The sequence below is a fragment of the Weissella sagaensis genome (genome assembly GCF_005405285.1).
Taxonomy (GTDB): Bacteria; Bacillota; Bacilli; order Lactobacillales; family Lactobacillaceae; genus Weissella; species Weissella sagaensis.
The window spans coordinates 66,706-90,385 of the sequence record NZ_BJDT01000007.1 but is presented as its reverse complement, the minus strand read 5'-3'; the positions used below and the strand labels follow the sequence as shown (position 1 = coordinate 90,385).

Here is a 23,680-nt window from a genome sequence, read left to right as displayed (position 1 = left end):
AAAATTAAGACTAATCACAAAATTTTCTAACTCTTAAACTATAACTAACTAACTTTATTTTCTGCTAAAATTTTGTCTACTAATGCATCCATTTCTGGTGAACGTTGCCATTCGATAAACTCAGAAATGGCAACATTGGTTGGAATATCAAAATTTTCATTAACAAACTTTTCATATTTCATCACATTAGCAGAATGTGGGATATTGATTTTCAAAATACGCACTTTTTTAATCATGCCTTTTTCAACTGCATATTCTGATTGACCATTATGTAATAAATTACCAATCTCTTTATACGTTGAACCATCATTACGTGTGATTTCTTCAATAATATCTAAGGTTTGAAAGGCTTCTGCCATTATTGAACACCAACCTCTTGTTGCACAACAGCGACAATTTGATCAACATATGCATCAACAGACTCTTGTGTTGGCGCTTCTGCCATTACTCGCAACAAATCTTGTGTCCCAGAAGGACGTACTAGCACACGACCTTCATCTCCCATTTCAGCTTCAACGCTGGCAATTACTTGTTTAATGGCTTCATTAGCTAAAGCCTCTTTTTTATCTTGCACTTTAACGTTGACTAATTTTTGCGGATAAATGGTCATTTCAGCTGCTAATTCTGACAATGATTTATCAGTTTCTTGCATCACGTGTAGTAATTGTAAGGCTGTCAACATGCCATCACCAGTCGTTGCCCAATCCAAAAAGACAACATGTCCAGATTGCTCACCACCCAAATTATAACCAGATTTGAGCATTTCTTCAACGACATAACGATCACCAACAGCAGTCTTAACGGAATGCATATCATTAGCCGACATTGCTTTATACATTCCAATGTTAGACATAACAGTTGTAACAATTGTATCCTGCTTTAGACGACCATGAGCTGACATAAATTTACCAACGATGAACATAATCTGATCACCATCAACAATTTGCCCCTTTTCATCTACTGCAATCAAGCGATCGCCATCACCGTCAAACGCCAAACCAACTTGTGCATCATGTTCCAAAACAAATTCGGCCAATGCTTCTGGGTGAGTTGAACCAACATTTTTATTAATGTTAAGCCCATCTGGATTAGTCCCCATTGTTTCAAAATCAGCACCCATATCAGCAAATAAATTGGCTACCAACCCAGATGTGGCACCATTAGCAGCATCAATAGCTAATTTCATACCATCAAGATTACTTGGAATAGTTGTCTGCAAATATTCCAAATATTTAGCAGTTCCTTCTTTAAAATCAGACACGGATCCGAGACCCTCTGCTGCTGGACGAGGTAATGTATCTTCTGGTGCATCTAGTAGAGCTTCAATTTCAGCCTCTAGTTCATCAGATAGTTTCATACCATCAGAACCAAAGAATTTAATACCATTATCTTCAGCTGGATTATGAGATGCTGTAATTTGAGCACCAGCATCAGCTTTTTGGGCACGTACTAAATACGCAACTCCTGGCGTTGAAATAACGTCTAAACGCTGAATTTCAATACCAACAGATAATAAACCTGCAATTAGTGCATATTCCAACATTTGGCCTGACATACGCGTATCACGTCCTACTAATACACGTGGTCGATGATCAACGGCATGGCGTGTTAATACAGCGCCACCCATACGACCTAATCGAAATGCCAATTCAGGTGTCAATTCTTCATTAGCAATCCCGCGTACGCCATCTGTTCCAAAATAATGTAATTCAACCATAACTTTCTTACTCCTTAGGTGTAACAACTACTGATACTGTCTTTGGGTCTACGCTTTCAGCACCATCTGGTACCTTAACTGTCACTTCTTGTTCACTTTCTGCTGTAATGTTTGATAAATCAACAACCGCTTGCACGCTCTTTAACTTATTTAACACATCAACATTGCCTTTTACAGCAACTTCGTTTACTGAACCAGATAATGTAAATTCAGCAGCATTACCATTTTTTGTTTTTAAATCTAACGGCACTTGTTTTGTACCATTTCCCTTCTCTATCGGGATTTTTACAGTGGTATCTTGTGGTGACACAGCAACATCAACGGGATTGTTATTAACATCAACCGCTTGCAAAGTGACTTTTTGTTTCGTTGTCTTTTTTGTATCACGTTCTAACTGCACATTTGCCACGACACTGTCTACAGCATCAATGGCATTTTGCCGTCCCATGATTTGTACATTATTAACTGAACTCGTCACTGTGCCTACAGTATAACCATCAGCGATTGCTTCTTTATTATAGTTTGTCTTCACTGAATAATAAGATGATGTACGCTTATAGATTGTTAAAGTTACTTTAGATTGTTTTATTTTATAAGTTAAATCCTTATTCAACCCAACCACTTTTAGTGTTACTGTATGTGTCCCATCAGACAAATTTTTTAAATTAGCTGCCACCTGAAAATTCTTTGTGTTTTTAGCTGCCGTAACTAATGCTGCTGGCCCACTAATGCTAACTTCAACGTTATCTGGTGCACCACTAATGTAATAATCATCTGTATTAATTCCCGTGAATTGAATTGGTACCGTTACTTTATCAGTTTTAGATGATGCGATTTTGCTAATGTTTGCAAAACCTTCTGTTTGATTATCCGTCCGTCGATTAGATGACGCTTGTGAGTCAGTATAAGCGGACATAAAGACAGCAACAGCTAAAGTCAAAAGGCCATATACTATTTTATCAGTATGCCATTTCATATCACTTATCTCCTCGCTTTAAAAAAGATTGCACTTGCGCCCACCATGACTTATTAGTTCCTTCATCTGAAGTCACTAATTGACGGGTAAGATACTTACGATAATCTTCACGTGACAACGATTGCATCAATTCTGCATTTCTTGTAATTGATACTGCACCTGTTTCTTCAGAAACAACAATCGTTAATGCATCCGTTACTTCAGAAATTCCCACAGAAGCACGATGACGAGTTCCTAATTCTTTAGGAATTGTCGCACTATCTGATAATGGTAAATAAGCTGCAGCAGTTGCTAAACGACTATCTTTTAGTATCACTGCACCGTCATGTAAAGGAGTATTTGGAATAAACGTATTAATTAATAATTGACTAGATATTTCCGCATCAATTGGAATACCTGTTTCAATATATTCTTCTAAACCTGTTTCCATTTCAATTGAAATCAACGCACCTATCCGACGTTTTGACATATATTGAATGGCATCATCTAACTCATTTACCAAACGCATTTCCGATTGATAGGCTTGCTTTTGTCTAAATAACCCAGAACGACCTAGATGTTCTAATCCTCGACGAATCTCAGGTTGAAATACAATAACTAAAGCAATAACTCCCCAGTTAATAACTTGATCTGTTAACCATGAGATTGTGGCTAGACCAAAATACCAACTGATAATTTTAACAATAATAACAATTGCCACACCGCGCAACAAAGTTATAGCCTTGGTTCCGCGAATTAACATCATTAATCGATATAATACCCACCAAACGATGAGCACATCAATAATACGGACAATACTTATACTTTTTAACAGGGTCTCAATATCAAAATTCATCTTAACTCCTACTCTTCCAAATTGGTCAACATACCTGCTTCAGTAAAGTTAATATTTTGACGAATGTTCAAACTAGTTGTCCCAGATATAAAATGAGCTTCCGTCAAATGTTGTACTGCTTCACGCTGCGCATTTAACCCGATTAATTCTAGTTCCATTTTAAGTGCTTCAGCATTTTTCACGCTCGATTGCCCATGCCGTTCACGTTCAATTTGCGCACGATACATAATAATTAAATTATACGCTGCAGTTTGATCAAGATGTGAACTTTGCGCTTTATCGGTACTGATATATTTTGAAATAGCAGCAATTGCTTCCTTTGATGCCTCATGGCGAGCTAATTGATATTCTGATAACAATTTATCTGAAGAATCATCACTTAACCAGACTCGAACCATACGACCAAATCCAGTGAAAAAACGCCGAATTTGACGCCACGTTCGTTTACCACGATCATGCGTGACCAAATCATCTAATTCTGATTCAGCTCGATCAATACGACGACCCTCACTCGCAAACACTAAAGGTGAAATGCGTTCATCTACTAATAATCTTTGCACTGCACCTCGTTCTGTTTCTAATGCAAATTCTCGTAGCGTCATTTCAGCATCTAAAATCGGACTCATTTTATCAGCTTTCATAAATTGCAATTGTAATTGCCTAATCTGGCTTTGATAACGCCGAATAATATCATAAACAACCGCTTGATTAGACTCTCGACGACGAGCTTCTATCTCACGAACAGCCGATTGTAATACGTAGACACGTGCTCTAGGTTCCGACATATGCTGAGCAACTTTTGCTTTCGCCTTAGTCGCTCCTGGTGGTACCTGTGTCTTTTTTTCACCACCAACAATGGGTAGTAAAACAATCGCCATAATCAAAGATAATATAATCGTAATAGCTGCAATGAATAACATCAATGCTCGCTGTGGGAAAGGTGCCCCACTATCTGTCACCAACGGAACAGATAACACACCGGCCATAGTAACAGCTCCACGAACACCAGTCAAACCAGATGTTATGGCAACTCGCCATGAAGCTGTTTCATTTTTATGGTTTTTGAGGCGAACCCATTGCGTTACATAGGTCCAAATCACACGGATACCAAAAATAATTAGCCAAGTCACAACTGAATAAAACAATGCCATTGGTAGCGAAATAGCTGCACTCAAATGTGTAGCCAAGGGGAATTCAATTCCTAATATAACAAATATGTACCCATTTAATAAATAACCAAAAACATTCCAAGTGTTAATACCAACAACGTGTAATTCACCAGTATAGTCCACATCATGCTTTGTATGAATATTTAAGATAATGGCTGCAACAACTACTGCAATAACACCAGATGCATTAATTTCTTCGGCTAAAATATATACCAAAAATGGTGTAAATAATTGGAGAACAACTCTTAAAGAAACATCATTATTCCCGTGCGAAGATAACCAATCGCCAATCGCGTTAAGTATAAATCCCATTAGCGCACCAACTAAGGTACCCATAATTGAAACATAGAAAAACTCACCTGTTGCTTGCCACAAAGAAAATGTACCAGCTGTTGCAGCTGCAACAGCAAATTTAAAGCCAACAAGACCACTAGCATCATTAATTAAACTTTCACCAGCTACCAAGTGCATAATTGACGGTGGCAATTTTGCTTGGGATGCAATTGCAGATACAGCTACTGGATCAGTTGGTGACAAAATAGCTGCAATTGCTAAAGCAACCGGCAATGGCAATTCTGGTACCATCCAATAAATTAAAAAACCACCAACAATCGTTGTAATAAAGACCAACAAGATAGCATTACCAAAAATTGGTCCTCTTAATTCCCATAACTCTTTCTTAGGAAAACGCCATGCATCTGAATAAAGCAAAGGCGCAATAAATAAAAGCAAAAACCATTCTGTATCAAGTTCAATTTTAACATTTAAAAAAATAGCCACTAATAAGCCTAAAGCAATTTGAAATAAACTAACCGGAATTTTTTTAAAGAAATAACCTAACACATTACCTAACACAACTAAAAATGTCAGGCCTACAACGGTTTGTAGTAACGCCATACGCACTCTCCTTTTTTAATACCTATTTTCTGCCCAATATTCGAACTTCAGTTTCCAAATCAACCATAAATGTTTGATAAACAGTCTTTTGAACATGTTTAATCAAATTAACATAGTCACTCCCAGTCGCATGTCCACGATTTACAATAAAACCTGCATGTTTCGTTGATACTTGGGCATCCCCAATTCGGTATCCTTGTAAACCAGCATCCATAATTAATTTACCAGCAAAGTATCCGGTTGGTCGCTTAAACACTGAACCACATGATGGGAACTCTAATGGTTGTTTTTGAGCGCGACGCTCATTATAATCCGCCATTTGTGCGCCAATAGCTGATCTTTTACCTGGCGTTAAGACAAAAGTTGCGCTCACAATAATATCACCAGTTTCTTGAATTAAACTGTGACGATAACCAAATGCTAACTCTGCTGCTGAATAGGTTTTAAGTTGACCATCAGATGTCACCACATCTGCACTTTCTAATACTTGATCAATTTGTCCACCATAAGCACCTGCGTTCATAAACACAGCACCGCCGACAGAACCTGGAATTCCCGCAGCCCATTCCAGACCTGTTAGGGCATATTCATAAGCCATTTGTGCCGTTTCAATAATCCAGGCACCCGCTTCTACAACAATATGATTATCTAATACGTTAATCTGTTTCATTTCTGTCAAAAAAATGACTAATCCAGATAACCCATCTTCTTTAATAACCAAATTTGACGCATTTCCCAGTACAGTTATCAAAATATTTTGTTCATTTGCATACTGCACAACTTCTTTTAATTCTGCTTGTGTTTTTGGCCAAAAGCACCAATCTGCTAGCCCACCAACACGAGTATTGGTATAATTCCCTAATTTAACATCCGCTTGAATATTATACTTTGGAAATGTTTCAATCAACGTCTTCATTTTTTTCCCTCAATCAAATCACTTTAACCAATTGTTTTAGTGGTTCCACACCAAAAACCTCTGTTTGTTTAACTAATATTTTTGCAGCAGCAACCGTATCATCCAATGCATTATGATGATGCTGTAAATCAATTGCTAATGCTTCGGCAACTGTATTTAACTTGTGATTAGGTAACTGTGGGTAAAGTTTGCGTGATGTACGCACTGTGTCTAATGATAAATAATGTGGTTGTGCAATACCATAATGCGCAAGTGTTGCCCGTAAAACACTATTATCAAAAGATGCATTATGGGCAACTACCAATTGATTGGGTGTATAAAACTGTTGAATTTGTTCCCATACCTCAGGAAATACAGGTGAATTGATAACATCTAATTCTGAAATACCATGAATGCTTGTATTTCGTCTATCAAACACCGTATCCGGTTTAATCAACGTATAAAATTCATCAACAAGTTGGTTATCACGTACAACTGCTAATCCCAATGAAACTGCACTATCCCGTTTCGCGCTAGCCGTTTCGAAATCCATTGCTACAAAATTCATCTTTACACCTCATTACTTTATAACTACTAAAGTCATATCAAAAGCTGGTACATTTTCATGATCACTATTCAAAACCTGTTTTTCTGAACCAGTCACCCGTTTAAACCCTATCTTTTCATAAATATGAATGGCTGCAGCATTACTAGTTTGGACAGTCAGCAGTAATTTTTCAACTGTACTAAATGTCTGCGCCCAATCAAGTAATTCTGCTAACATCGCCTGGGCTAATCCATGTCCTTGAAAATCGTTTATGACCGCCACACCAATTTCAGCAACTTTTGGTTGTCCTGGCATAGCGGCTGCAGATGCTAGTCCAACTAATTGGCCACTCTCTGTTTTAGAAACAAGCATAATATTATTGGTAGTTGTTTGTAAAATATCAATATTATCAGCTTCCTCTTGCACTGCAATTTGATTTGGATCTTGTTCAACAATGAAGGTGTTTGATTCATCTTGCAGTTGAAAAATCAATTGCATTAAATTAACAGCATCCTGCCGTTCAGCTGGACGAACAAAAACTTCCATTATTTCTCCATTTCAGACAACAGAGCGACTGATTTTTCACCACTTGCTGTCAGTGTAATAACACGTTTTGTGTCATAATTTGGGACACGTTCAAAAACAATTTCTAAAACATCATCAGGTAAATCCGGCTTAATATACTGTGACCATTCAACCAACGCAACTCCTTCACCACCAAAATATTCCGATAGCCCTAGGTCTTCAGCATTGCCCTCTTCACCCAAACGATAAACATCTAAATGATATAAAGGAAATTGTGCTGTCTGATATTCACGCACTAACGTAAAAGTTGGACTTTTAACTGGTCGTTTAATCCCCAATGCTTTCGCAAAGCCTTGCGTAAAAGTTGTTTTACCAGCTCCCAAATCCCCTGATAATAAAATTGTATCTCCTGCTTTGACATTTTTTGCTAATTTTGCAGCTAATTCTTGTGTTTCATTCACTGTTTCAACTAATATTCTCATAATTAAAAGTATACCATTTTTCATCTTTTGATTACAGCTTAACAACAGCCTAGACTGCCAATAAAAAAGCCCGTGTAAAAATGAGTTCTACTGAGCTTTCTTGATTATACTGATTACAAAATTGATTAATTCAACTGATTAACTGATAATTCATCGGGCACCTCATATATAATTGGCTCTGTCAAAGTTAGCATTTCATCTGTTAATTGCAATTTTGTAATACTTCCCTGATGATACGATTGAAAATAGTAGCTACGACTTTCGGATACAGTAGCTGCCCGATAGACAGAAAAAGTTTGTTGATGCCTTAAATTTTGTGGAACTGTCACGCTATCAAGTAAGTGCCAACTTGTTATAATTGCTTCATTCTCATCATTAGGCTGATCAGCTCGTTCTTTTAAATAAGCAGCTCTCAAAAAACGAGCCCCTGGTGAATATGCTCCTGGTGGGGTTGATTTTCCAGAAAGTTTCCCTGTTGTCACCTTTGGCACATTGATACCAATAGTGCCTGCTTTAAATTCCGGTTTAAACTCAACATATTTTTCTAACTGCTTAATTTGTTGATCAAAATATGGACTATTAGTCACAATCCCTAATGGATTCGCCACAATTTTCATTGGCCAAGTTGTCGGTTCAACAACAACGATAGCACCAGTTGTATCAGTAACTGCATAATGCAATTCTGGATTACCATATTTAATAACGCTGTTTTGGTCAGACATCAATTGAATTTGATCAATATGAGAAACCATATCATCAACCGATTTAAAATTACCTAGTAACCAGAATACAAATTCAAAAGGTGCGATTTGTACCTTTTCATCATCAATATTATCAACAAATTTAGCCCCATTACCGAAAGTTAATTTTTGGGCACTTAAGCCAAATTCATTAACACCATCTGCAATATCTGTTCTTTTACTACTTAATTCACCCCCACCAATGAAGGCATATTTATTTTGAATTAAATGTCTGTTAAAAGATGAATGCCAGCGATACTTTCTAGGGACAAACATTGGTGAATTCTCAAGTTTAGGCCAATCCATAGTACGTGACAACACATGTGTGCCATCTTTTGCAATCTGTAAAATACTTGTACACATACCGTTTTACCTACCTTTATCGAAAAATGTTTATTAAAAAAGCGCTGTTAAACCTGCTTAAAAGTTATCAAAACTTTTAAGATCAACTTAAACGACGCTTTGTTTTTTTATTTAATTAGCAACTGCTTGCGCTGCCGTAATAATCGATACTTTATAGACATCTTCTTCGTTAGCACCACGTGACAAGTCCGAAACTGGTTGCGCTAAGCCTTGTAAAATCGGACCAATAGCTTCAAAGCCACCCAAACGTTGCGCGATTTTATACCCAATGTTACCAGATTGTAGGTCTGGGAAAACAAAAACATTGGCGTAACCTGCAACTGATGATTCAGGGGCCTTTGCTTGACCAACTGCTGGGACAAATGCAGCATCAAATTGTAATTCACCATCTATTGGTAAGTTTGGTGCTAATTGTTTTGCAAGCTCAGTTGCTTGTACAACTTTGTCTACTTGTGGTGCGCGTGCTGATCCTTTACTTGAAAAGCTCAACATAGCAACCTTTGGATCAATGCCAAATACACGTGCTGTTTTAGCAGACTGCACAGCAATTTCAGCCATTGTTTGCGCATCAATATCAATGTTGATAGCAGCATCTGCGAATATATAGCGTTCGTCACCTCGTTGCATCACAAAGGCACCAGAAATACGTGATGCATCAGCGCTAGTTTTAATAATTTGCAAAGCTGGACGAACAGTATCGCCAGTGGGGTGGTTGGCACCTGAAACCATACCATCAGCTAGATTCATATACACGAGCATCGTTCCAAAGTAATTTGGATCTTGTAACCATTTTTTAGCAGTTGCTGTATCCGTCTTACCATGACGACGTTCTACTAAAACGCGCACCATTTCTTTAAAATCGTCTTTTGGATAAGTTGCAATATCAATAATCGTAACTTGTGATAAATCAAAACTATTTTTTTTAGCCGTTGCATCGATACTTGATTTTTGACCTAATAAAATTGGTTTAATCAATCCATCAGCTGCTAAACGTACTGCAGCACCTTGAATGCGTGGATCTTCACCTTCTGGAAATACTAGGGTTTTATTTTGCCCTTTAATTTTATCTGCTAATTGTTCGAACAATTCCATGATGGACAAACCTCGTCTCTTTTATTAATAATTCATTATCGTATTACACAGTTATTATAACACAAATGTTGATACACCAACGTTTTAAAAGCGTTTCACTACTGGGACAATTTTAGCAAATTCTTATCCCCAATCAATGGGAGGACAACCTGCTGTGATCAAAAATTGATTTGTCTGACTAAATGGTTTAGAACCAAAAAAACCACGGTATGCTGATAAGGGGCTCGGATGTGGTGCTTGCAAAATTAAATTCTGTTCTCCAGTTATTAACGTTTGTTTCTTTTGTGCTTGCTTGCCCCATAAAATAAATACAGTCGGTTTTTCTTGTTGCGCGACTAAACGAATAATTTCATCTGTTAACGGTTCCCAAATTTTACCAGTGTGACCACCTGCCTGGTGTGCTGGTACCGTCAAAACTGTATTTAGCAATAAAACACCTTGGTTAGCCCAACGATGTAAATCACCATCTTGTGGTGCTGCTATACCTAAATCATCAACCAACTCTTTATAAATGTTAATTAATGACTTCGGTAATGCCATCCCCGCAGGTACTGAAAAACTCATCCCCTGCGCTTGGTTTGGATTCGGGTATGGGTCTTGCCCAAGAATAACGACCTTCACTTCACTTAGCGGCGTTACTGATAAAGCAGCAAAGATATTTTCACGTTTTGGATAAATTATTTCACTGCTATAAACGGCATCTAAAAATGAATTGATACGTTCTAAATATGAACTACCCAATACAGGTTGTATTGCTTTTTCCCAGTCTGCTGGTAATAATGATGCCATGTTAATTTTCCTCCTCATAAATTTTATCTACTATCATTATACTGGCTAACCACTGGTCTAAAAGAGATATGTTAAAATTAAGTTAGTTGAAACCTTGTTTATTACTATAAGGAGGTCTTATTTTGCATCATTTATATTTATCACAGTCGCTCAAAGAACGCTCCGGTACAACTACGGTTACAACTTATGACCAAACAATTAAATATTTTGTTTCAGGGCAAATTGGGCAACGGCATAACCAATTAACCATTTTTAATGACGCTTATGAACCATTAGCCACCATTACGCAAATTTCTGGCGGACTCTTACCACGCTTTATATTATCCAATCAGGATAAACAAGTTGGTTCATTTGGTATTTCACTGAAACGACACGAACTTTTATATATTAATACACTTAACTGGTTTGTTTTAGGTCGTCTTGAAAAACGCCATTTTCAAATATCAATGGTTAACCATCAATTAGCAAATGCGTATCCGCTAACAGATAACAGATTAAAGGTGACTCTAGTAAATCATGACCAAGAAAACTTACTTGTGTTAATCATCGCCTTTTTAGACCGATGGCTATTTATTGCACATCGATATCCACTTAGTTGGCCAAATCTATTTGACACATCATCTCCGTTAGTCGCACCGTTTAGTCGTTCAAAACCATACAACCTAAAATAATCTACAAAAATAAAAGTGTCTCACCGCTATTAGACAAAAAAGGTCTACTAACGATGAGGCACTTTACTTTTCAGCTGCTATATCAATTAAGCATTTAAAACTTTATTCAAAAACTCACGTGTCCGCTCATCTTGTGGATTCTCAAATATTTCAACTGGCTTACCTTCTTCTTTGATATGTCCATCCGCAAAAAAGACGACTCGATCTGCCACTTGTTTTGCAAATCCCATTTCATGTGTCACCACAATCATAGTCATACCTTCTTTAGCCAATTCTTTCATAACATCTAATACATCCCCGACCATTTCTGGATCAAGGGCTGATGTTGGTTCGTCAAACAACATAATTTCAGGATTCATTGCTAATGCACGGGCAATGGCAACACGTTGTTTTTGACCACCAGAAAGTGTATCTGGCTTAACATCTGCTTTTTCCAACAAGCCAACACGTTTCAACAATATTTTAGCTTTATCAATTGCTTCAGATTTAGTCATCTTGCCTAATTGGACTGGTGCTAAAACCATGTTTTCCATAACCGTTAAATGTGGAAACAAATTAAAATGTTGGAACACCATGCCCACCTTTTCACGGACCTTATCGATATTAATTTTAGGTTCGCTAATGTTATGCCCATCAATAATAATTTGACCACTATTAATTTCTTCTAACTTATTTAGTGAACGTAAAAAGGTTGATTTACCAGAACCAGAAGGACCAATCATAACAACAACTTCGCCCTCATTGACAGCTAAGTTCAAACCTTTTAATACTTCATTTTTACCAAAACTTTTATGAACATCATGCGCTTCAATAATTGCTGTCATTATTTGATCCTCTTTTCTACCCAATTTGATAACCACGTTAGTAACGTAATCACGATAAGATACAACGCAGCAATCATCAACCAAACTCGGAATCCTTGTAGATTACGAGCAATAATTAATGTACCCGTTTGTGTCAATTCAATAATACCAATTGCTGACAGAATTGACGTATCTTTTAACGTGATAATAAATTGGTTGATAAAACTTGGAATCATTAAGCGAATTCCTTGTGGCATAACAACCTTACGCATCGCTTTACCATATGGTAACCCTAATGAGCGTGCTGCTTCTAATTGACCTGAATCAACAGACTTAAACCCACCACTTACAAACGCACCAATATAGGCACCTTCGTTTAAAATTAATGTAATAACGCCTGCTGTAAAGGCTGGAATCTTTTGACCCGTTAAGTTAGGAATACCAATGTATATAAAGAATGCTAATACTAGCATAGGTAATCCACGGAAAATATAGATGATCGTCGTTGATAAACCACGAGCAAATTTACTTGGCATAACACCTAGAATACCCAGTAGTATTCCCCAAATTCCAGCTAAAACAATACCAACTAACGTCAATTCTAATGTCTTAACTAACCCAGTAAACAAAGCACTTTTATTTTCGTTAAACAAACTCCAAATGGTTGTTTGTTTCTCAACCTTATCAGCTGCATTTTTTTTGTAATTATAGCTACCTTTACCTAGATAACGATTGACAATTTTATCATACGTACCATCTTTGACAATCGCTGCATAGCCTGTATTAAATTTCTTTAATAATTCCGTATTGGCTCCTTTTTTTACACCAAAGCCATACCAATTTCCTTTAGCTGGATCCGTCACAATTTTTAGTTTCGTTCCTTGTTTAATGGCATAGGCCATAACAGGTTGATCTTCGAACGCAGCCACTGTATTACCAATTGCAACATCATTGTACATAGTATTTGAATCATTGAAGTACGTTATTTTAAAACCATACTTTTTTGATATTTCACGAGCATAATCAGCTCCCGCACTACCCGTTTTTGCTGCAACAGTCTTACCCTTTAAATCAGACAAGCCTTTAATTTTCGACTTATCCGTAGTAGCCATTACAATACCACTTTTATAATATGGTGTTCCAAAATCGAACATTTTTTTACGTTCATCAGTAATTGACATACCCGCAACGATACCGTCAACCTGCCCTGCTTGAACGGCTTGTACCCCTGCATTAAAACTCATTGGCTTTAGCTTATAGGTAAAATTTTCGCGTTTTGATATTTCTTTCAACATATCCATATCAATACCACGATAATCTCCTTTATCCGTTTGAAATTCAAACGGTGGAAAAGTCGTATCAGTTGTTATAGTGTAGTTTGGTGTTGCAGCATGGACAGCCGGTGAACTAATTAGGACACCAATTGCCAAGCTAGCCAACGCTATTAGACTCATTAACCACTTGCGCATTCTTTATTCCTCCAAGAATCTTCTCATTCCCACTAATTGTACGCTATTGTCCTAATAAGCGGGTAAATGATGTTAGTTTTCCTGACATAAAATATAACGATACAAAACTTCTTAAACGCTATTATTATATGATTTAAAAAGCAATATATAAAAATAGCAAATCACCCATTTTGGATGATTTGCTATTTTTTTAAACAAAAGACGTACTTGATGTTCTTTCGCCAATAATTGAATTTTTATCCTACTAATAGCGCTTTTTCATTGTTCGATGTAAATCACGATCTTGATCACGTTTTTTAATCGTCTCACGTTTATCATAATTATGTTTACCAGTGGCAACGCCAATCAAAACTTTTGCAAAACCATGTTTTAAATAAACACGTAATGGCACAATCGTTTTACCTTGTTGCGCTACAGCTGCTTGTAAGGTATCAATTTCTTTCTTATGCAATAATAAGCGCCGACTACGTAATGGATCATGATTAAATCGATTGCCTTGTTCAAACGGACTAATATGAACATTATCTAACCACGCTTGTCCATTACGAACCTGTACGAATCCGTCCCCTATTGTAATCTTACTAGCACGAACAGATTTAATTTCAGTTCCCGTTAATTCGATACCGGCCTCATATGTTTCAGCAATTGCATAATTATAGCGTGCTTTATTATTCGTGGCCAACGCGTCATTAGTACGTCGCTTTTTTTTAGCCATGATAACCCCCTAATTTGTCATTACGAATGGCGACCCTTCCGGTTAGAATCTTGACGCTTATCATCAGGCTTACGCTTGTTATGGTATGCACCAAATGGCTTACCATCATTATGCGTCTTACCACCCTTTGTTGAACGGTTACGCTTATCATTATGACGACGGTCACCACGATTCTTGTTACCAAAGGCACCGCGATTATCTTCAGGTACTTTAATATCAGTAATTGGTGCTTCTTCTGGATCAACTAGCACAAAATCAATTGATGATTGTTCTTTATCAACACGAACAACACGTACCTTGACAGGTTGACCAATTTGGTAAATATGATGCAAACGACGTCCAATAAGTGCCATGTGGGCTTCATCATAAACATATTGATCATCAGTAAAATTAGAGATATGAATCAAACCTTCAACCGTATTTTCTAATGAAATAAACATGCCAAACTTCAAGACACCGTTTACAACACCATCAAATTCTTGTCCGACTTTATCAAGCATATACTCTGCTTTCTTCATCGCATCTGTATCACGCTCGGTATCAACTGCCCGACGTTCCTTAACTGAAGTTTCTTCACCAATCTGAGCTAATTTATCAGCGTATTTAGCTTGTGCTTCTTCACCAAGGCCATTCTTTTCATACCACTTAATTAAACGATGAACCGTTAAATCAGGATACCGACGAATTGGCGACGTAAAGTGTGTATAATAATCTGCACCAATTCCAAAATGACCCAATGGATCATTAGAATATTTAGCTTGTTTCATTGTCCGTAACATCATGGTTGATACCATTTGTTCTTCAGGACGATCGATAAAGAAATTGTGAATACTTTGTAAGTCTGTTGACTTAATCTTTTCAGGGTCAATCTTAACTGGCGCACCTAATGCTTTAACGCAATCAACAAATTTTTCAACGCGATCAGCATCTGGTGATTCGTGAATACGATACAAGAATGGTACCTTCGCTAAATCAAAATGCATTGCAACCGTTTCATTCGCTGCTAGCATAAATGACTCGATAATCCGTTCTGATAACCCACGTTCACGTAATTCAATATCTGTTGGCTTACCTTGTTCGTCAACAATAATTTTTGCTTCAGGCGCATCAAATTCGATTGCACCCCGGGCAGTACGTTTGGCTGCTAAGGCTTCATGCAATTCTGCCATGTCTTCAAACATAGGCACCAACTCAGCATATTCACTACGTACTTCTTCATCACCTGCTAGGATAGCATTCACGGCTTTATATGTCATGCGTGCATGTGAACGCATGACTGATGTATGCAATCGATGATTTACTAAATTACCTTTCGGTGTGAACTCCATTTCGGCTGACATTGCTAACCGGTCAACACCTGGATTCAAAGAAGCAATGCCATTAGAAATCTTACGCGGTAGCATAGGAATAACACGATCCGTCAAATAAACTGACGTGCCACGGTTGTAAGCTTCTTCGTCTAAAGGTGTACCTTCAACTGCATAGTGAGAAACATCCGCAATATGAACACCAAGATGAAAATTACCATTTGGTAACTTCCATACCACCACAGCATCATCTAAGTCCTTTGATTCAATTGAATCAATAGTTACCAACGTTTGGTCCGTAATATCTTCACGGCCTTCACGTTCACTATCTTGCACCTCATCAGGTATTTTTTCAGCTTGTGCCATTGCTGCTTTAGGGAAAACGTGTGGCACATCATGGTTATAAACAATTTCCATGATATCAACCCCTGGTTCGTCTTTATAACCAATCTTTTCGACAATTGAACCAGTAAAGTGCTTTGGCATTTCAGCTGAAGGATATGTTGCAATTGATGCTACGACAACTTCACCATCTGTTGCCGCTAAACCACCCTCTTTGACCAAAAATTCAAATGAGGCAAATTTTTTATCAGTTAATCGGACACTCCCAATATAACCAGTATACGGGCTACCTAATGTAAATTCACCGACCACTTGTTCACGACCACGCGTGATAATTTCAATAATTTTTCCTTCTGGTCCACGCTTTTCATCACCTTTATTAAGTAACTTAACCCGAACTTCATCACCTTGGGTTGCAAAAGCTGTGTTGTCAGGATTAACAAAAACATCTGGCGCTGTTTCATCGTAATGAACAAAACCAAATCCTTTGTCGTTCGCTTTAAATGTACCAATCACACCCTCATGTTCAGCATTGTATTGGAAAGCACCTGCTTCATTGACTTTAACTTTGCCACTACGCTCTAAAGCAGCCAAAGATTGGACTACTAGTTTAAACGCATTTGCGTCATCTAACCGTAACCCATCAGTCAACGTTTGTGCTGGATAAGCCTGGGTTGGATTCCCTTTCAAAAAACCAAATAACTGGTCTTGTAAATTTTGTAATTCCATTGATTTCTCACTCTTCTTAAAATGAAAGACCCCTCGCAATACATGTCACGAAGGGTCTTGAGTACTGGTGATTTTTAATGTGAAGAAAGGTAAACTAGCGCCAATCCCAAAATAAACCAGATTGCTGCAAGAACAGTCGTGATACGTTGCATAACTGCAACAAATCCTCGGGCCTTTTGGGTTGCAAACAAGTCACCACCGCCACCACCTGACAATGCTGACAAAGCATCTTGTTGTTTTGATGGTTGCATCATAACTGCAATTATAATTAGCGCACCAACTATAATCATTACCGTTAATAATATGTCGTACATCTTGGTGCCTCCTCTTTCTTCTGTTTATAGTCTATATATACTTATATAGCATAACATAGGACCAAGTTTGTCTCAATAAAAAAAGTAAGACTAGGCTAATAATAGCCAAGTCTTACTTTAGTTAAATATTTAATTATTTTGCTTCGTAGTTAACAATTGCATCACGTGCAGACTTGTCAATGTTGTAGAAGCTGTTAATACCCTTGTATTCAGCAACCTTGTCAGTCAACAAATCTTCAATACGCATTAATTGGTTGTACTTTGCAATACGATCAGTACGTGACATTGAACCAGTCTTGATTTGACCAGCATTTGTTGCAACAACCAAGTCTGAAATTGTTGTATCTTCAGTTTCACCAGAACGGTGTGAAACAATAGCTGTATAACCAGCTTCCTTAGCCATTTCAATTGCTTCAACTGTTTCAGTCAAAGTACCAATTTGGTTAACCTTGATCAAGATAGCGTTTGCTGCTCCCTTAGCAATACCCTTTGCCAAGAAGTCAGTATTTGTAACGAAGAAATCATCACCAACTAGTTGTACCTTGTTACCAAGACGTTCTGTTAACTTAGCCCAGTTATCCCATTGCTCTTCATCGTTTAGGTCTTCTGCTTCTGCAAGAGGATCTTCGATTGATACAACTGGGTACTTTTCTACCAAGTTTTCTAGATAGTCGATAAATTCATCAGTTGTGTATTCCTTCTTATCAGGCTCACCATCTAACGTGTAAATCTTACGTTCGTGATCATAGAATTCTGATGAAGCAACGTCAAAGGCAATCGCAACATCTTTACCTGGCTTGTAACCAGCACGTTCAATAGCTTGTAACAAGTATTGGAATGGCTCTTCGTTTGAAGCAAAGTTAGGTGCAAATCCACCTTCATCACCAACAGCAGTTGAGTGACCAGATTCCTTTAACAAAGCTTGCAATGCATGGAAAGTTTCTGAACCCATACGAATAGCTTCAGCAACTGACTTAGCACCAACTGGCATAATCATAAACTCTTGGAAGTCTACAGAATTATCAGCGTGAGCACCACCATTAACAACGTTCATCATTGGTGTTGGCAAAACCTTTGAGTTGAATCCACCAAGATAATTGTACAATGGTGTACCAAGTTCATCAGCAGCTGCACGAGCAGCAGCAATTGAAACACCCAAGATTGCATTAGCACCTAGCTTACCTTTGTTTGGTGTACCATCCAAGGCAATCATTGTACGATCCAACAAAACTTGATCGGTAACATCCATACCAACCAACTTGTCCTTGATTACCTTGTTAACATTTTCAACAGCCTTTAAAGTTCCCTTACCTAGGAAACGGCTCTTGTCACCATCACGTAGCTCAACAGCTTCATTAACACCAGTTGAAGCACCTGATGGCACAATTCCACGACCGAAGCCACCTAATTCAGTGTAAACTTCAACTTCAACAGTAGGGTTTCCACGTGAGTCCAAAACTTCGCGTGCATAAATATCAGTAATTGCAGACATGTTGTCTTCTCCTTACTCATTCTTGAAAGTATAGTTATATGGGATTATCCCTCGAAAACTATTGTAACATAATTCAAAGTATATGCTAACAATGACCTTTTCATCAGTTAAAAAGTTCATAAATTAGTCAAATAACAGTTATATATATCTTTAAAAACACTTTGCTTGTTCACCATTTTATATTCTAGACATTAATTTGCAAGTGATTTGTTGTCATTTTGTTACACTTTTGACCGTCATGTAATTGTTAATCACGTTAAACTAATTAAATCAAATGGGTTTTGGGGGGATATTTTATGAAACGTACAATTTATACAATTTCATTACTAGTTGGTCTACTTTTTATCATTCCTGTGTGTTTTTTAAGTACTTCCCAAGCTTTCTCCGGTTGGCTAACTAACCCCCGAGAAGAAGTAACCCATTTACAATCGCAAAAACAAGCACAAGCTTCATCAAAATCTGAATCATCCAAATTTAGTTCACGATTAGCCGATAGTGGTGTCTTCATTGCTGATTCACAAGAACAAGCAGTTAATACCAACAACAAAGCTGCTATTTCAACAAGTACAAAACGTCCTTCGCAAACGCAATCAAGTCAGCAGTCGTTTTATGCCCAACCTTCTTCACAAAGCAATACCAGTCAAACATCAAAAAATAATAGTTCACAGAGTAATCCGGTTTCAAGTAGTGAAACAACTCAGGCAAGTAGTAGTATAAGTGCCTCAGAAACAACTTCTTCAGTTTCACAAAGCACTTCTTCGGCTGTAACATCTTCTAATAGTAGCTCTTCACAGAATAATTCGTCATCCACATCTAGTTCATCTGAAAATAGTGATACGAGTGATAGTTCTTCTCATAGTTCAGATAAGTCAAGTAGCCATTCTGATGAGTCATCAAGTGAATCTAGCAATGATACTGATTCCTCACAAATAATTGACGATGATGTACCAGATGAAGTTGCACCATCAGAACCAGATACAGCAATTTCATCAATTGATTAATTCAATTAGTAAAATAAAAAAGCGCTTTGTCCCGCATTATAGTGCGGCAAAGCGTTTTTTGTTTACTTACGATTAATTTCTTTTAGCCTGATCAGCTAAACTGATTAATTCTAGGAAAGTTGTTGCATCTAAAGCTGCATCCCCCACTAATACCCCATCAATATCTGGTTGTTTTAATAAATCATAAGCATTAGCTGGTTTTACTGAACCACCATACAAAATACGCACACGATCAGCAATATCCTGATTAAACATATCCGCAACTGTTTGACGAATAATTCGTAAGCTTTTTTGCGCATCAACTGGTGTCATTGCTTGTCCTGAACCAATTGCAGCTGTTGGTTCATAAGCTAATAATATATGACTCATTTCCTGCTCAGTAACACCTTTGAGTGACTCTACTACTTGATTAACGATCCAATGCGCATGATCATTTAAAGATGTTAGTTGCACAGCTTCGTCAATCGCAATAATTGGGGCCACACCATTTCTTAGCGCTGCCAAGGTTTTCAAATTAACCATTTCATCAGTTTCACGAAAATAATTACGCCGTTCAGAGTGCCCAATAATAACTTTGCTAATTCCTAAATCAGCCAAGGCACGTGGACTAGTTTCACCTGTATAAGCCCCCTTATCTTGCCAATACATGTTTTCCGCCCCAATTTCAATTGAAGTATCTTTAGCCGCCATAACCATTGTATTTAGTAACACATCTTGCCCTGCTAATACAGCATCAACATTTGGATAACCAACCAATTTTGGTGCAACATATTGGATATATTGTGATACCTCACTTGGCAACTTATTCATTTTCCAGTTTGCAATTACAATTGGTCGTCGTGACATCTTTATTACCATCCCTCGTTATACTAAAACCAATTATACCATGCTTAGTTGTGCAGAACTATTTAGGCTTAAACTAAATATAGCAACATTTATTTAGTCAAATATACAAACACCGAATGCGGTGCTAACTTTCTTTCAAGGATGTCTTCGTTACCAAATAATACAGTCATACCACTAACGTCTTCAATAGGTAATGTACTTTGACGAGAAAATACACCTGTAATTATTTTTTGGCCTAGCTGGCGTTTTACTACAATACCATCTTGTAACGGGATTAATACTAGATTACCCTCTGCAAATAATTTTGCATATTGCCTTCTAATTTTGATAATAATTTTCGTATTCTGATAAGTTATATTATCTTCATTAGCTAACTGCCATGCCATTGGTTTACGGTTATCTGGATCATCACCACCAGTCATCCCTAATTCTGTACCATAGTAAATATCAGGTGTACCTGGTTGCATAAACATAAACATCAATAACTGTCTGACAATTTTTTCATTGCTAACTTCAGTTTGAATACGTGCTGTATCATGTGAATCTAATAAATTAAACATCATTTGATTAGTTGTGTCCGAATATAACATCAACTCATGTGTCAAACGATTAGTAAATTCTTCAGGGGTTTGATCGTTCTGTATAAAGAAGTCTTTTATATGCTGCATATATGCATAGTTCATGACACCATCAAATTGACTGCCATCTAGCCACGGTTGCGATGTATGCCAAATTTCACCTAAAATGTAAATATTTGGTTTAATTTGCTTCATACGCGTACTAAACTGACGCCAAAAGTGATGGTCTACCTCATTTGCAACATCTAAACGCCAAGCATCAATGTCAAACTCCTTCACCCAATACTCACCAATTGAAAGCAAATATTCCTGTACTTCAAGATTACTCGTGTTCCATTTTGGCATGTGAGGTGTAAATGCAAACGTATCATAATTAGCTTTTTTGGAAAATGCTTCATCCGTTATGTCAGAATTTACAGCTATTGGAAAATGATTAATATGAAACCAATCTATATATTGCGATTGATTCTCATTTTTGATAACATCCTGCCATATTGGTGACTGATCACCAATATGGTTAAACACGGCATCTAGCATCACACGCATATTTCTTTTATGGGCTTCATCAATTAGCTTTTTTAAAGTTGCTTTATCTCCAAAATTGACGTCTACTTCATAGTAATCACTTGTATCATACTTATGGTTAGACGGCGCTTTGAAAATTGGGGTTAAGTATAATCCATTAATTCCTAAATCTATTAAATAATCTAATTTTTCAATAATACCTTCTAAATCGCCACCATAAAAGCTATCTGATTGGGGTGATACTGTTGAATCCCAAGGTAATGTCTTAACCGGATCATTATTTATATTACCGTTATTAAACCGATCTGGAAAAATTTGATACCAAACTGTTTCTTTAACCCATCTTGGTCCAATACTAGCATCAATTAAATGAAAGTATGGTAACTTAAAAAATGCACTACCATTTTCACTAATTTGCTTATTAGGGTGATAAAACTGTTGATCAGCATAAAGGCTAACTTCACCATCATAATCTTCTAACAAGAATGCATAGGCTAAACGTTTCGTCTTTTGCTCTAATTCCAGTTCCCAATAATCATAAATATCATCATGCCGTTTCTTAATTAAAAATTGTGATATTGCTGGCTTATCTGCCGATATGAGATAAGGATCCCCATACAATAATTTAATTTTTTTAATATCATTTAATGCTGTTTTAATGCGAATAGCCACTGTATCTTCTGACAGTAACGTTATATCTTCACTTTCTGGTCGATGATAAATACCTGCCTTGAACATAAGCACTCTCCTTTATTAAATAATGCGGTTTGTTGTGACAGCATCAAAATAGTGTGCTTTTGATAGATTAGCTGCAACTTGGATTGCTGTACCTGGTGCAACATAATCACTACCTTTACCACGAACGACAATTTCTGAATTACCAATTTTTGTATATAACATAACATCAGCACCTAGCAACTCCGAAATTTCTACCTGAGTTGTAAATTTGCCACCAACATATGTCTCCATTGCAATCGGATCAAGGTGTAAATCTTCTGGCCTAATACCAAATACAATTTTTTTGTCTTCATATCCTTTATCAGTTAATTGTTTAGAAATACCTTGCGGTAAGGTTACAGAAAATCCTTCATCGCTCACTAACATACCATCATAATATTCAACTTCCAATAAATTCATTGCTGGTGAACCAATAAAGCCTGCCACAAAAGTATTAGTCGGCTCATTATATAGTTCATTTGGTGTCCCAATTTGTTGAATATCCCCATGATCAATAATGACAATACGATCAGCTAAAGTCATTGCCTCAGTTTGATCATGCGTCACATAAATTGTTGTTGCACCCATTCGCTTATGAATTTTAGTAATTTCTGCACGCATTTGTACACGTAACTTTGCATCCAAGTTTGAGAGTGGCTCATCCATTAATAATATTTTTGCATCTCGCACAATTGCTCGCCCCATAGCAACACGTTGCCGTTGACCACCCGACAAGTCGGCTGGTTTACGCTCCAAATATGGTTCAATTCCTAAAATTTTGGCAGCTTGATGAACCCGTTCTTCAATTTCTGTTTTAGGCGTCTTCTTTAATTTTAAACTGTAGCCAATATTATCAAAGACTGTCATATGTGGGTAAAGTGCATAATTTTGAAAAACCATCGCAATTTCCCGATCCTTTGGTGCCACTTCGTTCATTACTTCACCATCAATAGTAAATGTGCCATCCGTTATTTCTTCTAAACCAGCAATCATGCGCAATACTGTTGACTTACCTGATCCAGATGGTCCAACAAAAACAATAAATTCTTTATCATGAATATCTAAGTTATAATCAGCGACTGATGGTTCACTGGCATTCTGATATTGTTTTTTAATATGTTCTAATTTTATTTCTGCCATTTTA

23 protein-coding genes are annotated in these 23,680 nt (G+C 37.2%); 2 read left to right on the top strand and 21 right to left on the bottom strand.

Annotated features, from left to right (window positions below; genetic code table 11):
- Window positions 1-44: 44 nt before the first annotated feature.
- The 12 genes from FFM55_RS07725 to FFM55_RS07670 all read right to left on the bottom strand — a co-directional run bounded on the left by FFM55_RS07725 (window position 45) and on the right by FFM55_RS07670 (window position 11,027).
- On the bottom strand, window positions 45-359 hold the full coding sequence (locus FFM55_RS07725) for a hypothetical protein (RefSeq protein ID WP_042493763.1): 315 nt from the start codon (window positions 357-359) through the stop codon (window positions 45-47).
- On the bottom strand, window positions 359-1,717 hold the full coding sequence (gene glmM, locus FFM55_RS07720) for a phosphoglucosamine mutase (protein WP_042493762.1): 1,359 nt from the start codon (window positions 1,715-1,717) through the stop codon (window positions 359-361). The genes FFM55_RS07725 and glmM overlap by 1 nt, the downstream gene beginning before the upstream one ends.
- Window positions 1,718-1,724: 7 nt before the next feature.
- Entirely contained in the window at window positions 1,725-2,693 is a 969-nt protein-coding gene (locus FFM55_RS07715) for a CdaR family protein (RefSeq protein ID WP_042493760.1), read from the bottom strand.
- 1 nt (window position 2,694) lies between these two features.
- On the bottom strand, window positions 2,695-3,528 hold the full coding sequence (cdaA, locus tag FFM55_RS07710; RefSeq protein WP_137600811.1) for a diadenylate cyclase CdaA: 834 nt from the start codon (window positions 3,526-3,528) through the stop codon (window positions 2,695-2,697).
- An 8-nt stretch (window positions 3,529-3,536) separates the two neighbouring features.
- The gene (locus tag FFM55_RS07705) at window positions 3,537-5,594 is read right to left on the bottom strand and encodes a Na+/H+ antiporter (protein WP_137600810.1); all 2,058 of its coding nucleotides are present in this window, start codon (window positions 5,592-5,594) and stop codon (window positions 3,537-3,539) included.
- A gap of 22 nt (window positions 5,595-5,616) precedes the next feature.
- The gene (gene murB / locus FFM55_RS07700) at window positions 5,617-6,510 is read right to left on the bottom strand and encodes a UDP-N-acetylmuramate dehydrogenase (RefSeq protein ID WP_137600809.1); all 894 of its coding nucleotides are present in this window, start codon (window positions 6,508-6,510) and stop codon (window positions 5,617-5,619) included.
- A gap of 13 nt (window positions 6,511-6,523) precedes the next feature.
- Window positions 6,524-7,057 carry a 3'-5' exonuclease gene (locus tag FFM55_RS07695; protein WP_137600808.1) on the bottom strand — a complete coding sequence of 178 codons (534 nt, stop codon included), beginning with the start codon at window positions 7,055-7,057 and terminating at the stop codon, window positions 6,524-6,526.
- Between the two features lie 12 nt (window positions 7,058-7,069).
- Complete coding sequence (locus FFM55_RS07690; protein ID WP_137600807.1) at window positions 7,070-7,582, bottom strand: GNAT family N-acetyltransferase; 513 nt, start codon at window positions 7,580-7,582, stop codon at window positions 7,070-7,072.
- On the bottom strand, window positions 7,582-8,043 hold the full coding sequence (gene tsaE, locus FFM55_RS07685; protein WP_042493783.1) for a tRNA (adenosine(37)-N6)-threonylcarbamoyltransferase complex ATPase subunit type 1 TsaE: 462 nt from the start codon (window positions 8,041-8,043) through the stop codon (window positions 7,582-7,584). The genes FFM55_RS07690 and tsaE overlap by 1 nt, the downstream gene beginning before the upstream one ends.
- Window positions 8,044-8,168: 125 nt before the next feature.
- Window positions 8,169-9,146, bottom strand: a complete 978-nt coding sequence (locus FFM55_RS07680; RefSeq protein WP_042493749.1) for a linear amide C-N hydrolase — start codon at window positions 9,144-9,146, stop codon at window positions 8,169-8,171.
- A gap of 111 nt (window positions 9,147-9,257) precedes the next feature.
- Window positions 9,258-10,238 (bottom strand): phosphate acetyltransferase, encoded by a 981-nt coding sequence (gene pta / locus FFM55_RS07675; RefSeq protein ID WP_042493746.1) that lies wholly within the window; start codon window positions 10,236-10,238, stop codon window positions 9,258-9,260.
- Window positions 10,239-10,361: 123 nt separating this feature from the next.
- Window positions 10,362-11,027: a uracil-DNA glycosylase gene (locus FFM55_RS07670; protein WP_081839324.1), complete on the bottom strand. Its 666-nt coding sequence runs from the start codon at window positions 11,025-11,027 to the stop codon at window positions 10,362-10,364.
- 122 nt (window positions 11,028-11,149) lie between these two features.
- On the opposite strand from FFM55_RS07670, the gene FFM55_RS07665 reads away from it, so the two are divergent.
- A complete protein-coding gene (locus FFM55_RS07665) occupies window positions 11,150-11,698 on the top strand; it encodes an LURP-one-related/scramblase family protein (protein ID WP_137600806.1) in 549 nt (182 codons plus the stop codon).
- 86 nt (window positions 11,699-11,784) lie between these two features.
- Here the strand turns inward: FFM55_RS07665 and FFM55_RS07660 are convergent, their stop codons facing one another.
- From FFM55_RS07660 to eno, 6 genes are all read right to left on the bottom strand, one after another.
- Window positions 11,785-12,522 (bottom strand): amino acid ABC transporter ATP-binding protein, encoded by a 738-nt coding sequence (locus tag FFM55_RS07660; RefSeq protein WP_042493744.1) that lies wholly within the window; start codon window positions 12,520-12,522, stop codon window positions 11,785-11,787.
- Window positions 12,522-13,970 carry an amino acid ABC transporter substrate-binding protein/permease gene (locus tag FFM55_RS07655; protein WP_042493742.1) on the bottom strand — a complete coding sequence of 483 codons (1,449 nt, stop codon included), beginning with the start codon at window positions 13,968-13,970 and terminating at the stop codon, window positions 12,522-12,524. The genes FFM55_RS07660 and FFM55_RS07655 overlap by 1 nt, the downstream gene beginning before the upstream one ends.
- A 244-nt stretch (window positions 13,971-14,214) precedes the next feature.
- Window positions 14,215-14,685, bottom strand: coding sequence for an SsrA-binding protein SmpB (gene smpB / locus FFM55_RS07650; protein WP_042493741.1), 471 nt, complete (start codon window positions 14,683-14,685; stop codon window positions 14,215-14,217).
- A gap of 20 nt (window positions 14,686-14,705) precedes the next feature.
- The gene (rnr, locus tag FFM55_RS07645) at window positions 14,706-17,063 is read right to left on the bottom strand and encodes a ribonuclease R (RefSeq protein ID WP_137600805.1); all 2,358 of its coding nucleotides are present in this window, start codon (window positions 17,061-17,063) and stop codon (window positions 14,706-14,708) included.
- A gap of 74 nt (window positions 17,064-17,137) precedes the next feature.
- Entirely contained in the window at window positions 17,138-17,377 is a 240-nt protein-coding gene (secG, locus tag FFM55_RS07640) for a preprotein translocase subunit SecG (RefSeq protein WP_137600804.1), read from the bottom strand.
- Between the two features lie 133 nt (window positions 17,378-17,510).
- Window positions 17,511-18,869 carry a phosphopyruvate hydratase gene (gene eno, locus FFM55_RS07635; RefSeq protein WP_042493738.1) on the bottom strand — a complete coding sequence of 453 codons (1,359 nt, stop codon included), beginning with the start codon at window positions 18,867-18,869 and terminating at the stop codon, window positions 17,511-17,513.
- Between the two features lie 296 nt (window positions 18,870-19,165).
- On the opposite strand from eno, the gene FFM55_RS07630 reads away from it, so the two are divergent.
- The gene (locus FFM55_RS07630) at window positions 19,166-19,870 is read left to right on the top strand and encodes a hypothetical protein (protein ID WP_042493736.1); all 705 of its coding nucleotides are present in this window, start codon (window positions 19,166-19,168) and stop codon (window positions 19,868-19,870) included.
- A 72-nt stretch (window positions 19,871-19,942) separates the two neighbouring features.
- Here FFM55_RS07630 and tpiA read toward each other — a convergent pair whose 3' ends face one another.
- The 3 genes from tpiA to FFM55_RS07615 all read right to left on the bottom strand — a co-directional run bounded on the left by tpiA (window position 19,943) and on the right by FFM55_RS07615 (window position 23,676).
- Entirely contained in the window at window positions 19,943-20,716 is a 774-nt protein-coding gene (gene tpiA, locus FFM55_RS07625; RefSeq protein ID WP_042493734.1) for a triose-phosphate isomerase, read from the bottom strand.
- A gap of 89 nt (window positions 20,717-20,805) precedes the next feature.
- Window positions 20,806-22,557, bottom strand: a complete 1,752-nt coding sequence (locus tag FFM55_RS07620; protein WP_137600803.1) for a glycoside hydrolase family 13 protein — start codon at window positions 22,555-22,557, stop codon at window positions 20,806-20,808.
- A 15-nt stretch (window positions 22,558-22,572) separates the two neighbouring features.
- A complete protein-coding gene (locus FFM55_RS07615; RefSeq protein WP_042493729.1) occupies window positions 22,573-23,676 on the bottom strand; it encodes an ABC transporter ATP-binding protein in 1,104 nt (367 codons plus the stop codon).
- Window positions 23,677-23,680 lie beyond the last annotated feature (4 nt).